Raw genomic sequence first — 13,754 nt, 5'->3', positions numbered from 1 at the left:
CCAGCCTGTACTGCGTGGTCCGTGCTGCCTTCCCGCGCCAGACGGATCTCCCTCACCCCAGCGGGGGAACTCAGGTGAGCTTGGAGACTTGGTAGTGGTCGATGCGCCAGTCGGCACCGGTGCGACGGGCGATGATGCTGAGGTAGACCTCCAGCGTCGGGCGGTCGACGAAGGAGAAGGCGACCTTGAGGTAGCCGAGGACGAGGTCGTCGGTGAGTTGCCGGGCTTCGAGGATGTCGTAGTCGGCCTTCAGCCCCAGCGGTTGCGCTTCGTAGTACTGCGCTACGCCTGCCGGACCGATGCTGTACGGGTGCAGGCCCTGGAAGATGGCGTCATCGGTGAAGACCTTCGCGACCGCGGCCGGGTCGTGTGTGTCGACGCCGGCCTTCCACTGGTCGAGAACCGTGCGCAGAATGCTGGTGGTGCTCATGGGTGGAGCTCCTTGGTACTAGTGACCGGCGGTCTGGCCGCCGTCGATCGGGAGGATGACGCCGGTGACGAAGGGGGAGTCCTCGAGGTAGGTGACCGCGCCGACGACGTCGGAGATGTCGCCGATCCGGCCGACCGGGTGCAGGCCGGCGAGCGCTTCGTGCGTCTCCTCCGGGTGCATCGGGGTGTTGATGATGCCGAGGGCAACCGTGTTGACGCGGATGCCGCGGGTGGCGTACTCGACCGCCAGCGACTTGGTGACGGCGTTCAGTCCGCCCTTGGTCAGCGACGCGAGCGCGGACGGCACGTTGGTGTTGGCGTGCTCGACCAGCGCGGTCGACACGTTGACGATGTGTCCGCCGCCCTGGCCGAGCATCGCCTCGACCGCGCGCCGGGTGACCTCGAAGAAGCCCCGCAGGTTCACTCCGGTGACCAGGTCGAAGTCCTCGTCGGTGTACTCGGTGAACGGCTTCGCGACGAACACCCCGGCGTTGTTCACCAGTGTGTCGATCCGGCCGAAGGCCTCCAGTCCCTGCTCGATGATCCGCTCGCCGACACCGGGGGTCGCGATATCGCCCGGTACGGCCAGGACGAACGGGTCGTCGGAGGGCTGGATGGATCGGGAGTTCGCCACCACGGCGTACCCGAGCTTGCGGTAGGCGGTGACCAGCCCGGCGCCGATGCCTTGTGAGGCCCCGGTGACGACGGCGACTTTCTGTGTGTTCACTGTGCCAGCTCTTTCTCTGTAATCAGGGAGAGCGATCGTTCTCCGTTGCCTCGATGGTGGCGCGGCGCGGAGGCGTTCTCCACGACTTGTTGTCTCCCTGCTGAGAGGCAGCGCCTACCATCGGCAGATGGAATTGCGGCAGCTCCGGTACTTCGTCGCGGTGGCGGAGGAACTCAACTTCGGCCGCGCGGCCGCCACCCTGCACATCGCCGGCCCGTCGCTGTCGCAGCAGATCAAGGCGCTCGAACGCGACCTCGGCATCCGCCTGTTCGACCGCGACCGCCGCTCGGTCACCCTGACCGCGTCCGGTGAAGCGCTCTTGGGGCCGGCCCGCGACCTCCTCCAGCAAGCCGACGAGCTCCGGCGCTCAGCCGCCGGCCTCTCGAAGGCCGAACCGGTCCGCCTCGGCTACGTCAGCTGGCACCCGCCAGACCTGATCACCCGCGTCTCGGGCATCGCGCAACTCCGCATCGATGCGTGGGTGATGCCGTCGCACACTCAGGCCGCCCGCGTCGCGGACGGCAGCATCGACCTGGCCATCGCCTGGAGTTCAGCCGGCTCGCTCGCCGAACTCGACCTGGAGGGCCGCTTCATCGGCGCGGACCGCCTGTACGCCGTGGCGGCCGGCTCCTCCGGCGACTCGCCGGTGCGCGCGAAGGACGTCGTAGTACTGGTCGACGCCGACCTCGCCACCTGGTCGTCGTGGAACGCCTACGCGGAGGAGTTCGCGCAGGCGACCGGTGCGCGCCTCGAATACATCGACGACGGCGGCCTGACCGGCCCGGCGTTCTACGAACACGTACGCCGCCTGCGCCGGCCCGTCCTCAACAACCCGAAACGCACCACCAGTCAGCTCCCACCTGACCTGACCGAACGCCCGGTGACCGACCCAGCGCCGTACTGGACCTGGTCCCTCATCTCCCGCCGCTCCGACCCCCGCACGGCAGTCCGGGCGACCATCGAAGCCCTGACCCACGACGTGCCACCCCTCTGCGCCGACCTCACCACCTGCTGGCTCCCGGCCGACGACCCGTACCGATAGGCCCCTGGCTCAGACGGTCAGGGTGGGTTCGTCGGGGGCGGACAGGCTCAGCACTGCGCCCGCCACGGCGGGGGAGGCGCTGATCCTGGCCTCGAGGGCGCGCAGCCGTACTGCGACGTGAGCTTCGGTGTCGTCGCCGGTGAGGTCGACATCGCCGATCACCGAGATCATCCGCGGGCCCACGATCTCCAGGCGGAGATAGGTGACTCGGGCAACTTCCGGCGCGTTCAGCAGAGCTTCGAGCGCAGCCTTGCGCACCCGCGGGTCGGCCTCCTCGCCGACCAGGAACCGGCGGTTGCGGTTGATCAGGAGCAGTGCGACCCAGGCGAGCACCAGACCGACCAGGATCGAGCCGATCGCGTCGGGAATCGACGAGCCGGTCAACTGATGCGCGAAGAGACCGGCAGCCGCGATGACCAACCCGGTCAGCGCGGCAGCATCTTCCACGAAGACGGCTCGTAGCGTCGGATCCGACGTGGCCAGCACGTGCTCGATGAGATCCCGCTCGAGCGACGTGGCTTCGGCACGAGCCTGCCGTGCCGACTGCAGGAAAGAGATCCCTTCGAGCACGAAGGCGACACCCAGTACGACGTACCCGATGACGAAATTCTCGGCCGGCGCGGGGGAGATCAGTTCCTGGATGCCATGCGTGATCGATACCGCGGCGCCGGCCACGAAAAGCCCGAGTGCCGCGAAAAGCGACCAGACATAGGCCTCGCGCCCATGCCCCAGCGGATGCAGGTCGTCGGGTTTCTTGTGTGCCCGCCGATTGGCGATCAGCAGGAAGATCTCATTCCCCGCATCGGCCCACGAATGCGCCGCCTCGGCCAGCATCGACGCCGACGCCGTCATCACCGCCGCCACGGATTTGGCCACCGCGATCACCACGTTGGCCCCGAACGCGACCAGCACAGTCGTCAAACTCTCGGAGCCACCAGCAACATCGGCGCCGGGCACGTCCGCCAACAGCTCCGGCCGGCCGTCACCATCTGCATCACCCATCAGACCTTGGTAACACGAACGCTCCCGCCGCCCCGGGCGCGCCACCGGTGAGTCGCCCTTGCGGATCATTGCCAGTGGGCGCCGCCGGGCGCATGATCTGAGGTGGGGGAGGGGCGGTCATGGAAACCTTTGCGTTGCTGGCAACGGTCGTGGCAATCGGTGCGATGGGGGTCGGGTCGTTTCTCGTTCACGACGGCTACAAACACCACGTCTTCGCGGGACAGGTCGCGGAAGGAATCGGATTGGTGGCCTTGGGCGCCAATTACTTCCTTCGTTCGCAAGTCATCGAGCAGCAGGCCTACGACTGCTCCTTCCGCAACTCCTGTGACGCCATGCCCGACAACCTCCTCGAATTCTTCGCCACGGCCTTCGCGTTCTCCCACGGTGCCTCCTCCGTCCGGGGCTTCATCGCCGAGGCCTTCCTCCTGGGCGCGGCATATCTGGCCGGCTGGGCCGTCGCGCTGCTCACCAAGCGGCGACCCGCTCCTGCCAACCAGTGAAAGCGGCGTTGACCGGGTTGTGGGTCGTCGGCTAGCGTCGAGGCAACGTGGTTGGGGCCGCGTCGAGACTCGCCGGAAGGCTGGAAGCCACCTCTGTTCGTCTTCACTGGTCAGGGCACTTGTGCTCCTTGCGACCCGTGCGAGTCCGGGTGCGAGAGGACGCACTGTGAGATTCCTGCCGGACAAACCGAGCCTCGGATTTCTGCGCCAAGAGGCCAAAGACCTGCTCGCCGCACTCCGCGAATCGAGCCCTTCGGCATCGCTTGCCGATGCGCAGCGGGCGCTTGCGGTGGAGTACGGGATGCGGGACTGGGCCGAGCTGAAGAGCGAGGTGGAGCGCCGCGCGGCCGCAGTACCGGTCGCTCCTGATGGACTCGCCGAAGCGCTGGCCGAGGCTTTCGGTCTTGGGGTTGTGACGGCTCCGCCGTCGCCTGTTTCGTTTACGCCGATGGGCCGTTGCTGGTCGATCACCACGGACCGCGGGCGCTGGCTGGCCGTCACCGTCTACGCCTGGATCACCAACGACCAAGCCGAACTCGGCACTCGCCTTCGCGACGCCGCCGTCGCCGCCGGTGTCGTTGCGCCGACTCCCGTGCGGAGTCCGCGCGGTGAGCTGGTTGAAACCGTTTGCGACCAAAGCTGGCGAGTCCACGAGTGGATCGAGGTTGGCCCGGCGCCGGTCATCCCGACCTCAGCCGGCGTCGCCCGCCGCGTCGGTACGACGTACGGGCTGTTGCATTCGCTTGCTCTGCCGAGCGAGACGCCGATCAGCTGGTACCTGACCACGCGAAAGTCCGACGCGGACTGGGAAAAGCTCCTCGACCGAGCTCGCGTCGCGGGCAAGTCGTGGGCGGAGCAGCTCGCCGAAGCGCTGCCCGTACTGGCCGATCTCCGGCGTATCGAGCTCGAGGCCGACCCTGCCGATCTCATTCTCTGCAACAGCAATCTCATTCCCGAGCATGTTCGCATCGGCCACAACGACGAACTCGTCATCACCGAATGGGACTTCGCCGGCTCCCTCTCGCCGGTACAAGAGGTCGGCTATGCGCTCACCCATTGGGCGTTGCGGCCTACCCTCAACCGGCAGGCCGTGACGGCCTTCCGCGACGGCTACACGGAGGCCGCCGGTAGCTGGCCCAAGCTCGACATCTCGTCCTTCGCAGTGGCGATCAGCGGCTGGCTCAACTGGACGTACAACACCATCTGCGAAGCAATCGACCCCACCGACGCAGACCAGTCCGACACCGCCGAACGCGGCACCCTCGACCTCCTCAGCCGCCCGATAAGCCGCGCGTCGTTGCAGGAACTGTTGGCCGCGGCGGAGATCTAAGCTCGCTGGACCTGTACCTCGACGGAGCCGTCGAGGTCTGCGATGCGCTGAGCGGCGTCACCCTGCAGCCGTCCTACTACGACAATGCCGTCGTAGTAGGACTGGTTGCCGTAGTACAGAACCAGATCGTTGCCGGGGGCGTAGTAGCCGATGTCGCCGACCTCGGGGTCCGGATGGTGAGTGGCAGCTGGGCGATCAGGTCGCGTGCGGCGGCGCTGTCGTCGAGCGTTGCCTGGAAGCAGCGCGGAGGCGGTTCTGATCATGTTGTGAGAAGGACTTTGATCGCGGTGCGTTCGTCCATCGCCTGGTAGCCCTCGGCGGCGCGCTCCAGCGGGAGGGTGAGGTCGAAAACCTTGCCCGGGTTGATCTTTCGATCCCAGATGAGTTGCACGAGCTCGGGTAGGTACTGCCGCACCGGCGCCGGCCCGCCATGGATGTGGACGCCTGCCATGAACAGCTCGTCACCCGGGATCGCCACCTCATGCGAAACGCCGACGAACCCGACATGCCCGCCCGGCCTGGTGGAGCGGATGGCCTGCATCATCGCTTCCTGAGTACCGACCGCCTCGATGACCGAATGAGCCCCGAGCCCATCGGTGAGTTCCTTGACCCGCGCCACCCCATCATCGCCACGCTCCTCGACGATGTCGGTGGCACCGAACTCCTTGGCCAGAGCCTGGCGATCAGCGTGCCGGCTGAAGGCGAAGATCCGCTCGGCGCCGAGTTGCTTGGCAGCCAGGATCCCCAGCAGCCCGACGGCGCCGTCACCGACCACCGCCACCGTCTTGCCCGGACCAGCCTCGGCCGCGACGGCAGCGAACCACCCCGTACCCAGAACATCAGAGGCCGCCATCAACGACGGGATCAGATCGGGCTCTGGCATTCCCGGCGTGGCGACCAAAGTCCCATCAGCCAAGGGGATCCGGGCAAGCTCCGACTGAGTGCCGATGGTGCCCATCAGGACGCGATGCACGCAGTACGCCTGATAGCCGGCCTGACAGATCTCGCAGGTGTTGTCCGACGCCCAGAACGACCCGACGACGAAGTCACCGACCTTGACGGTCCGAACTTCTGCGCCGACCTCCTCGACCACGCCGACGTACTCGTGTCCCATCACCTGATGGTCAACCGGCTCGGCGCCGCGGTACGGCCAGAGATCGCTACCGCAGATGCACGTCGCCGACAGCCGGATGATCGCGTCGGTAGGCGCAAGGATCTTCGGTTCCTCGCGATCCTCGACTCGTACGTCCCCCGGCCCGTGCATCACTACCTGGCGCATCGCGGCGCTCCTCCTCGTGCTGTCTCGAAAGGGGTCACCAACCCAGTGAACTCGGCAGAATGCCGCGCAAGAAGTCCCTCTCGAGAGGTGTACCAACAGGGCACCTTTCACCGGTTCGCCACGGACTACTGTCGAAGCCGGACGCAACTACTCCGACAACAGAGGAACCCATGCAGATCACCCGAAGCTCCATCGACACCGTCAAGGGCCCGGCCGACTGGTTCACCGGCGACGTCTACATCGACGCCGTCGCGGCAGCACCCCCACCGTCCCGAGTCGCCGCGAACCTCGTCCACTTCATGCCCGGCGCCCGCACCCACTGGCACAGCCACCCCCTCAGCCAAACCGTCTTCGTCACCGAAGGCATCGGCCTCTGCCAACGCCGCGGCGGCCCCATCGAGATCATCCGCCCCGGCGACCGAGTCCTCTTCGAAGCCAACGAAGAACACTGGCACGGCGCCACCCCCACCCGCCTCATGACCCACCTAGCCCTCAACGAATCCGACCCCACCCACGCCCTAGTCCACTGGCTAACCCCAGTAACCGACGAGGAGTACAACGCAGCTCCATCCATCACGTAGAGCTCGGTTGCACCGATCGGACTTCGCCGGCGAGGTGGACTGTCAGGCGCGGCTGTCCCTTGCCTCGACGTACGCCTCCCGCAGGAGTCGTAAAACGTCCTCGCCACAACCACCTCTGATGTAGTTGCCACGGCCGATCTCACCCGGGATCAACTTGTCAAGTTTGTCGAGCGTATTGGGTGCCTCCTGCTCGAACACACTGCGGTACGGCGACACGGAGAGGCCCTTTTCATTCCAGATCGACAGCATGCCGCGAGCCTGTCCAGGCAGCCGCAGATTGAGCACCCATCGGCCCTTGCCGACCGAGGTGAAGAGCTTGGCGAGTTGTTCGGCCTCTAGCTCCCGGGCCCACTGCACCAGTCGGCGGAGCTCGGACCGTTGGTCCGGCGGAGCTGTCTCAATCTGCTTGGCGAACTCTTCAGCGCCGGGCACTATCTCGCTGCGGCTTGTCGGCTTGCTGGTCCCGGCCAGCTCTGCCGTCACTTGCGTGCGGTCCGGCTCAACCAACTGCGGAACCAGAATGCGTTGGCCGGCGATCTGGTATGCCGTCACCACGACCAGATCGAGCGCGAGCCGGTCGCTCGTGACCTCTTGGAGATAGCCAACCAGATCCACCAGATCCGGAGGCGCCTCGTCCAGCACGATGACGGCCCGCAACCTCCCGTCTGCCAGCGCGTCCTCGAATTGAAGCTCGAACGCGGTCTCATCGAAGGTCAAGTCGGCATCAACCTCTGCGGCCACTTTGGCGGCGTGGGTGACCGAGGCGAGTTCTTGCTTGCGAAGGTAGTCCTGCAGGACCGTGTTCAGGCCCTTCCCATCCAGCCGACGAAGGTAGGCGGCGTACCCGAGTACCTGCGTCAGAGCTCGTCGACGATCGGTGTTCGCCGCCAGCTTGATCTCGATGACCACCGGGCGCCCAGTCTCGACCTCGACCGCCAGCAGGTCGGCCCACTCCCGCCCACAGCGAACTTCCCGTCCGATGATCGCGAGCCTCGGCGCGCCGGCGAGCGGCAACATCCCCGGCGTACCCTCGATCAATCCGTGAAGATCCGCTTCTTTGACGAACCCCGTGGCGGTCAGAGGTCGCCATTGTCCTTCCCCGCCTTGGCTCCAGACTCCCGACATAGCCTTGCCTCCCAGGTCACAAGCGCTACCGGTCAGGCTATCCACCATTGCGACAGAGCGCAGGCACGGCGAAAGTGTCCACCGTGACTAGCAAGCCTGTCAGCTCGGCGTGAGAATGCGAGATGACCGCTGATCGCAGGCATCGCAGTACCGCCTGGTATGGGTTTCGAGCGGTTGCGGTCGGCGTCTCGGGGTACCAGGGGGCAGACGACCCGGAAGCCCGCGGCGTCGGACTTCCGGGGTGGAGTGACCTGTCCCCAACCCCTGCAGGAAGGCGATGAACCGCAATGACGATGAGCGCGTTCGACCCGTGGAACTACCGTCCGGACGCCGGCTACACCGAGGGCAGCGACCTGGTGGGCTACAAGATCGCCGCGACCGACGGTGACATCGGCAAGGTCGACGAGGCCACGTACGAGCCGGGCGCAGCGGGCCTGGTAGTCGACACCGGCCCCTGGATCCTAGGCCGCAAGGTCCTCCTACCGGCAGGCGTGATCGACCGCATCGACCACGAGGACCAAAAGGTCTACGTAGACCGAACCAAGGACCAAATCAAAGACTCCCCAGACTACGACCCCGACGCCGGCCTCAACGACGACTACCGCACCCGCATCAGCGGCTACTACGACAACACCTACCGCACCAGCGGCACCCTCTAGCACCCGCTGGTCTTCCAGCGGATAGCACCCATCTCGCCCAGGCTTCAGTCGAGGCCTGGGCGGTGGTGCGTTCAATGTGGCCCGGCCGGAGGTTGCCGCTCGCGTAGCGCCTTCCCTGGTCGTTGAAGTGAGTTGAGGCGGGGTCGCCGCTCACGCCGCCGGCGGTCACCGCCCAGGCGCGAAGCTTCCGCCCAAACTCGCCGGTGGCGTACTCGTGCGTATAGCTCAACTGCCCAAGCCGGCGCATCATCTGGGCGCCGTCGGTGCGGATCGTCGACCCGGGCTCGACCATTGCTTCGGCCGAACTCGACCAGCTCCAGCGTGGCGGGTCGTTCGGCAACCTCGAGCCGGATCCGGCCGAGTCTTCTAACGCGCCCGACCCGACCGCCGTGCTCCCCGGGATCCACCTGATCGCCTCACTGCTCAAGCGCTGGCTCACTGGCTCACTGGCTCCCTGCACTACGCGGTCGCCAACCACCAGCTGCCCTACTACCTCGACGAGTACACCTTCCGGTTCAACTGCCGCACCGCCCGCAGCTGCGACCTGCTCTTCTACCGACTCCTCCAGCGGGCGGTCAACACACTCCTCAAACCGGGCCAGCAGCGAGCACTCCGCTAAGAGAGATGCACAGAAAGTACGCTCTAGCGGCGGAAGTAGAACGCGATCGCTCAAACCCGAGACTTGACCGGCTGGAGCACGTTGCCCGCGGGATAGTGGATGTCTAAGCCACACTCACCGGAGGGGAACACACATGAAGCGACTTCTCGCACTTGGCGCGTTAACGGCCGCCGTGGTCGCGTTGCCCGCGTTGCCGGCCGTCGCCGACGCCCCGCCCGGACATGGTCTGGAGACGTTCACCGTCGCCTGCGCCGAGGGCGCAGTCACCGTCGTCGGCACGCCCGGCGACTCGGCGAGCCGGTGGGTCGACGACCAGCACATGGTCCTGCTGTCAATCACCTTTACGCCTACCGGGGGCGTAGAAATCGTCGCCAAGACATTTGGCAAGAAGACTGGCCTTGCCTCGAACGCGGTCAGCTGCACGGTGACGGGCCCGGACGGCACCGCCACCGTGGTACGGGTGCCCGTGCCGCCGGTGGGATAGCACATCCGGCGGCGGTAGTTGTACCCGTCGCAGATGATGCCTCCGACGGCCAAGTCCTCGTCCTGGTATTCGGGAAGCAACCGATCAGCGCTCGAGGAGAACGAGTCGAGCACCGCACTAAAGCAGATACCCAAAACGCATGTTCGATCTTCGTGACCGCTTTCGGGTGAATGACCTCGGCTTGGCCGGGGCTCATCTCTCCGACTTGGAGCGGCGATCCGGCGTCCCGGGAAAGGCGCTGCCGGCGGGGCGCAGACGCTCACCCCTTTACCCACGGCGGCCAATCGACTTGAGTCCTCCGCAGCGATGATCCAGTCGAACCTTGGAAACGGGCCGCGGCCCGGGACGCCTGTCTTCGCGGCAGCGGGACGAGCGACGGAGGAGCGAGGTAGCTGGGGGGTGGGGAGCGGGCGACGGAGGAGCACGCGTGGGCGTCCGCCGTACAGAGGTAGGCCCCGTCGGACTCGAACCGACAACCCGCGGATTAAAAGGCTGCCGCTCGGCGTGTCATCTGCCCTCTCCAGGCGCAAAACGTATCGGTCCCAACCCCGTCGATCGCGAAATTTCCCACCAGTTGCCTCCGCTTCGCGTCATGAACCGTGTCACGTCGGGGGCGGAGAGGACTCGCCTGCATGTCGGGTTGGTCGGAGCCCGCCACCCTCTTGACGAATGCGCTCGCGGTCCAGCTTCAGTATTGCTCCGGATGCCGCCGCTTCGACGACAGGAGCAATTACCGCCGCAAGGAGCCCTGGCGTGTCCTCATGCAAACGGTGCCCGGCCTCGTGCGCTACCACCAGTTCGCCGCGCCATCGACGGGCGTGGTGTAGCTGCGCCAGTTGCCACCTCTGGTCGACCTCAGCTAGGGAGAGCGGACGGTAGAGCTCAGGCTGCTTGGCTTCGAACCAGCGCCAGATTGCGCTTGTGACCACGACAGTTGGGGGATGTACCGCCGGTTCTGTTGCGCCGTATTCCGCGGCGCTAGCTGCCACGTCCCATTTCCACCCACGGCCAGCGCGATCCGGAGTTGCGTCGTCGAACACTGGCCTCTGCGGTCTGATTTTGAGGTAGAGCTCAGCATCCACCGCATCCACGAGTACAAGTCCCGCAACTAGCTCCGGCCACTTGATGGCGAACGCGTCGGCGATCTGGCCGCCCAGCGAATGACCAACGAGCACCACCCGCTGACCGGCGAGGGTGGCGGTGAGCAGGTCGTGTAGTTGCCTTGCCGCCCAACTGGCAGGCATGGGCGTCTCCGCGTCGCGAGGCGGTAGATCGCCGCTCTCCCCGACCCCTGCACGGTCATACGTCAGGAAGGTGGTCAGCTTTCCAAGCCGGGCGATGACGGGTTGCCACACGCTCGCCGGGTCCCCTAGACCGCTAATGAAGACGACAGCTGGAGCGCCGACGCCCCAGGTGTGGACGGCGAGGCGGCCGGCATGAACGTCGACCATTCGGGTGTCTGACTGGCTGCTGACCATAGGCCTAAGTTAGCGTCGCACCGTCGGGCTCGCATAGAATTGCATACCGATCGGCGACGGGAACGAGCGAATGGCTGACGACACACCGCTGGACAAGCGTAGGAAGCTTGGACGTGAGCTGCGGAGATTTCGCCAGCGGGCGGGGCTCACCGGCCCCGAACTAGCGAAGGCCATGGGGACCACCCAATCCCGCGTCAGTCGGATTGAGAACTCGGTGGTGAAGCCGAAGATCTCCGACGTCCGCGCGTGGGCTGACGCCACGTCAGTGACGGGACCTGAGCGGGATCAACTACTCAAACTTGCAGAGGGCGCTCTTACTGAGCTGTCCGAGTGGCAGGCAGTGCTGAAGGGATCGTTGGCCGGCCGCCAACGCGAACTGATGGCAACAGACAAGGTTGCCAAGGAGATTCGGCATTTCCAGCCGTACCTGGTGCCCGGACCCTTCCAGTCCCCAAGCTACGCCCGCGCCGCGATCACGGGCAGCAACCTAACGGGCGAGATCGATGTTGAGCAGGCAGTCGCCGATCGGATGGAACGTGGCCGGCGGATCATGAAGGCGCGTAGCCCGCGGTACGACGCGATTCTGATGGAGGCCGGTATCCGGTGGCGCCCAAAGGGATGTCCGCCAGGAACCCGCCGAGAACAGTGGGAGAGGCTTCTCGAGTTCGCAGACTCCCCCCACATCAGCGTACGGGTGATCCCCCTCGATGCGGAGTTGGTTGTGGCTCCAATGATCGGCTTTGTCATGGTCACGCTTAAAGATCCGGACGAGCCGCCGGTTGTCCGGATGGAAACCCCTGCAATACATATGGCGTTCTCCGGGGCTGATCAGGTTGCAGCGTTCGAGCTGACGTGGAGGCGAATGGCCGACGCCGCGCTCAATCCCGAGGACTCGATTAGGCTGATCCGGCAACTGATTCGAACCGAAGGAGCTAGCAAAGATGGCCAGTAACATGACGCCCGATGCCCCTAGCCTCGAAGAGTTCGCGGGCTGGCGGAAGAGCAGCACCAGCGATGACGGCGCATGCGTCTACATCGCGGACGGGCCAGACGGTTGGGTGGCGCTGCGCGATAGCGATGACCCGTCCGGTGCCGTCGTCCGGATTCCCCGGAGGTCATGGGAGCACATGGTTCTGGGCATCCAGAACGGCTCCCTGAAGCCTGCCGACATCTAATGACAAGCGTCGAGGGCGCGGGGCACCAGCAGGTCCAGACTCGAGCCGCCAGAAGTCGGCGGCTCGTGCTTACGGCTTCCGGTGTCTCGTCCCTCGGCGACGGCATGTGGACAGCTTCGGTACCTCTCGCAGCTGTTGCAATCGATCACTCCGCATCGGCGGTCGCGGTAGTTTCGGCGATAGCTTTACTGCCATGGCTTGTGGTCGCGCCGGTGGCAGGCGCCTTCGTAGATCGGTGGCCCACTAAGCCAGTCCTGGTGCTCAGTGATCTGCTTCGTGCGTTGGTCATCGCGGCTCTAGTGGCGACCTTCCTCACACACAGCATCACCATTCCTATCCTTGCCGCTGGGGCGTTTTTGGTGGTCTCTGGCTGGATCTTCCATGGCGCAGCTCAGCAGTCGCTAGTCGCAGATCTGACCGACGGTGACCCAGCATCTCGCGACACGACCAACGCAAGGATGTCCTCGCTCGATGTCGCAGGTGGCTCTTTGATCGGCCCTCCGGTTGGGTCGGCAGCGTTCGCCGCCGGCGCCTGGCTTCCGTTCCTGGCAGATGCGCTGTCGTTCGCTTTCTCGGCCGCTCTCCTCGCGACTGTCCGCTCAGAATCGAAGCCTCAGGCAACTAGTCGTCATGAACCCGTTCGCCGGGCCATACGGGCGGGCGGCGCGTTCCTTCTGCGTCACCGTGAACTTCGCACGCTGGCGCTCCTCACCGGGATCGCGAACCTTACGACGAACTGTGCCATGGTCGTGCTCGTCCTCTATGCCGTCGACTCGGATGGTCTCGGTCTCAGCGCCGCCCGATACGGTCTCCTGATCGCTGCGCTTGCAGTCGGTGGCGTTGTCGCGGGACCTCTTGCTCCCCGCGTACTCCGGCGTTGGGGAGCCCGAAATCTTGTGGCAGGCTCCCTAGTCGCACGGATCCTGGTTTGGCCGACGATCGCTCTGACTCACCAGCCAGTCGTCGCCGGCCTGGCGCTCGTCGTGGCGGGGTTTGCGTCGACGTTCGTCACAGTCACCGTGACTTCTGCACGGCAGCAACTCAGCCCACGGCCGCTGCTCGGCAGGGTCGTCACAGCATTCCGCACGATTGGCAACGGGGCGGCTCCCCTCGGCGCGCTCATCGGTGGCGTACTTGCTCACGTCGTCGGGCTGCGCGGGACGTTGGTTGCCGCTAGTGCGATCCTCGCGATCGCAGCAATAGTCCTGCTGCCGTACCTCATGCGCTCGCGAACTTTGCGGTAGCCGCCACGCAGCTCCAGATAGGCCCCGGTCCCCTTGGACCGGGGCCTATCGCATGTCCGCCCGGAGAGCCAGCCACTCCT

17 protein-coding genes and 1 pseudogene are annotated in these 13,754 nt (G+C 65.8%); 10 read left to right on the top strand and 8 right to left on the bottom strand.

From position 1 onward, the window contains the following. Nucleotides 1-70: 70 nt before the first annotated feature. Both AB0F51_RS05965 and AB0F51_RS05960 read right to left on the bottom strand, forming a co-directional pair. Nucleotides 71-430: a nuclear transport factor 2 family protein gene (locus AB0F51_RS05965; protein WP_360274747.1), complete on the bottom strand. Its 360-nt coding sequence runs from the start codon at nt 428-430 to the stop codon at nt 71-73. An 18-nt stretch (nt 431-448) separates the two neighbouring features. Next, entirely contained in the window at nt 449-1,156 is a 708-nt protein-coding gene (locus AB0F51_RS05960; RefSeq protein ID WP_360274744.1) for an SDR family oxidoreductase, read from the bottom strand. A 127-nt stretch (nt 1,157-1,283) separates the two neighbouring features. On the opposite strand from AB0F51_RS05960, the gene AB0F51_RS05955 reads away from it, so the two are divergent. Next, nucleotides 1,284-2,198 (top strand): LysR family transcriptional regulator, encoded by a 915-nt coding sequence (locus AB0F51_RS05955; RefSeq protein WP_360274742.1) that lies wholly within the window; start codon nt 1,284-1,286, stop codon nt 2,196-2,198. 9 nt (nt 2,199-2,207) lie between these two features. On the opposite strand, the gene AB0F51_RS05950 is transcribed toward AB0F51_RS05955, so the two are convergent. Further along, nucleotides 2,208-3,200: a cation diffusion facilitator family transporter gene (locus AB0F51_RS05950; RefSeq protein ID WP_360274739.1), complete on the bottom strand. Its 993-nt coding sequence runs from the start codon at nt 3,198-3,200 to the stop codon at nt 2,208-2,210. A gap of 119 nt (nt 3,201-3,319) precedes the next feature. Between AB0F51_RS05950 and AB0F51_RS05945 the strand changes: the two genes are divergently transcribed. Together AB0F51_RS05945 and AB0F51_RS05940 are read left to right on the top strand one after the other, a co-directional pair. After that, a complete protein-coding gene (locus AB0F51_RS05945) occupies nt 3,320-3,700 on the top strand; it encodes a hypothetical protein (protein WP_360274736.1) in 381 nt (126 codons plus the stop codon). 166 nt (nt 3,701-3,866) lie between these two features. Then, nucleotides 3,867-5,030: a phosphotransferase gene (locus AB0F51_RS05940; protein WP_360274734.1), complete on the top strand. Its 1,164-nt coding sequence runs from the start codon at nt 3,867-3,869 to the stop codon at nt 5,028-5,030. Here the strand turns inward: AB0F51_RS05940 and AB0F51_RS05935 are convergent. Beyond that, a complete protein-coding gene (locus AB0F51_RS05935) occupies nt 5,027-5,293 on the bottom strand; it encodes a cyclophilin-like fold protein (protein WP_360274732.1) in 267 nt (88 codons plus the stop codon). The two genes, AB0F51_RS05940 and AB0F51_RS05935, sit on opposite strands and share 4 nt — an antisense overlap. After that, a complete protein-coding gene (locus AB0F51_RS05930; protein WP_360274729.1) occupies nt 5,290-6,309 on the bottom strand; it encodes a zinc-dependent alcohol dehydrogenase family protein in 1,020 nt (339 codons plus the stop codon). The genes AB0F51_RS05935 and AB0F51_RS05930 overlap by 4 nt, the downstream gene beginning before the upstream one ends. A gap of 170 nt (nt 6,310-6,479) precedes the next feature. Between AB0F51_RS05930 and AB0F51_RS05925 the strand changes: the two genes are divergently transcribed. Continuing rightward, a complete protein-coding gene (locus AB0F51_RS05925) occupies nt 6,480-6,890 on the top strand; it encodes a cupin domain-containing protein (RefSeq protein ID WP_360274727.1) in 411 nt (136 codons plus the stop codon). 42 nt (nt 6,891-6,932) lie between these two features. Here AB0F51_RS05925 and AB0F51_RS05920 read toward each other — a convergent pair whose 3' ends face one another. Continuing rightward, nucleotides 6,933-7,928, bottom strand: a complete 996-nt coding sequence (locus AB0F51_RS05920) for a hypothetical protein (protein WP_360274725.1) — start codon at nt 7,926-7,928, stop codon at nt 6,933-6,935. Between the two features lie 374 nt (nt 7,929-8,302). Between AB0F51_RS05920 and AB0F51_RS05915 the strand changes: the two genes are divergently transcribed. Beyond that, nucleotides 8,303-8,674 (top strand): PRC-barrel domain-containing protein, encoded by a 372-nt coding sequence (locus tag AB0F51_RS05915; protein WP_360274722.1) that lies wholly within the window; start codon nt 8,303-8,305, stop codon nt 8,672-8,674. On the opposite strand, the gene AB0F51_RS05910 is transcribed toward AB0F51_RS05915, so the two are convergent. Then, nucleotides 8,628-8,921: a penicillin acylase family protein gene (locus AB0F51_RS05910; RefSeq protein ID WP_360277206.1), complete on the bottom strand. Its 294-nt coding sequence runs from the start codon at nt 8,919-8,921 to the stop codon at nt 8,628-8,630. The two genes, AB0F51_RS05915 and AB0F51_RS05910, sit on opposite strands and share 47 nt — an antisense overlap. Nucleotides 8,922-9,066: 145 nt before the next feature. On the opposite strand from AB0F51_RS05910, the pseudogene AB0F51_RS05905 reads away from it, so the two are divergent. Beyond that, nucleotides 9,067-9,293 (top strand): annotated as a pseudogene (locus AB0F51_RS05905) (hypothetical protein); the annotation flags it as partial. Nucleotides 9,294-9,426: 133 nt separating this feature from the next. Beyond that, entirely contained in the window at nt 9,427-9,777 is a 351-nt protein-coding gene (locus tag AB0F51_RS05900; RefSeq protein WP_360274719.1) for a hypothetical protein, read from the top strand. Nucleotides 9,778-10,379: 602 nt separating this feature from the next. On the opposite strand, the gene AB0F51_RS05895 is transcribed toward AB0F51_RS05900, so the two are convergent. Then, nucleotides 10,380-11,255 carry an alpha/beta hydrolase gene (locus AB0F51_RS05895; RefSeq protein ID WP_360274716.1) on the bottom strand — a complete coding sequence of 292 codons (876 nt, stop codon included), beginning with the start codon at nt 11,253-11,255 and terminating at the stop codon, nt 10,380-10,382. Nucleotides 11,256-11,325: 70 nt separating this feature from the next. On the opposite strand from AB0F51_RS05895, the gene AB0F51_RS05890 reads away from it, so the two are divergent. Genes AB0F51_RS05890 through AB0F51_RS05880 form a run of 3 tightly spaced genes read left to right on the top strand, consistent with a single transcriptional unit; the run spans nt 11,326 to nt 13,674 of the window. Further along, the gene (locus AB0F51_RS05890) at nt 11,326-12,207 is read left to right on the top strand and encodes a helix-turn-helix transcriptional regulator (RefSeq protein ID WP_360274713.1); all 882 of its coding nucleotides are present in this window, start codon (nt 11,326-11,328) and stop codon (nt 12,205-12,207) included. Further along, complete coding sequence (locus AB0F51_RS05885; protein ID WP_360274710.1) at nt 12,197-12,430, top strand: DUF397 domain-containing protein; 234 nt, start codon at nt 12,197-12,199, stop codon at nt 12,428-12,430. Before AB0F51_RS05890 ends, AB0F51_RS05885 begins: the two co-directional genes overlap by 11 nt. Further along, the gene (locus AB0F51_RS05880; RefSeq protein WP_360274707.1) at nt 12,373-13,674 is read left to right on the top strand and encodes an MFS transporter; all 1,302 of its coding nucleotides are present in this window, start codon (nt 12,373-12,375) and stop codon (nt 13,672-13,674) included. Before AB0F51_RS05885 ends, AB0F51_RS05880 begins: the two co-directional genes overlap by 58 nt. Nucleotides 13,675-13,754: the final 80 nt, after the last annotated feature.

The sequence above is a fragment of the Kribbella sp. NPDC023855 genome, assembly GCF_040639475.1.
Classification (GTDB): domain Bacteria; phylum Actinomycetota; class Actinomycetes; order Propionibacteriales; family Kribbellaceae; genus Kribbella.
Note: the sequence above shows the minus strand (reverse complement) of the source record. Positions and strands in the feature narration are given on the sequence as shown.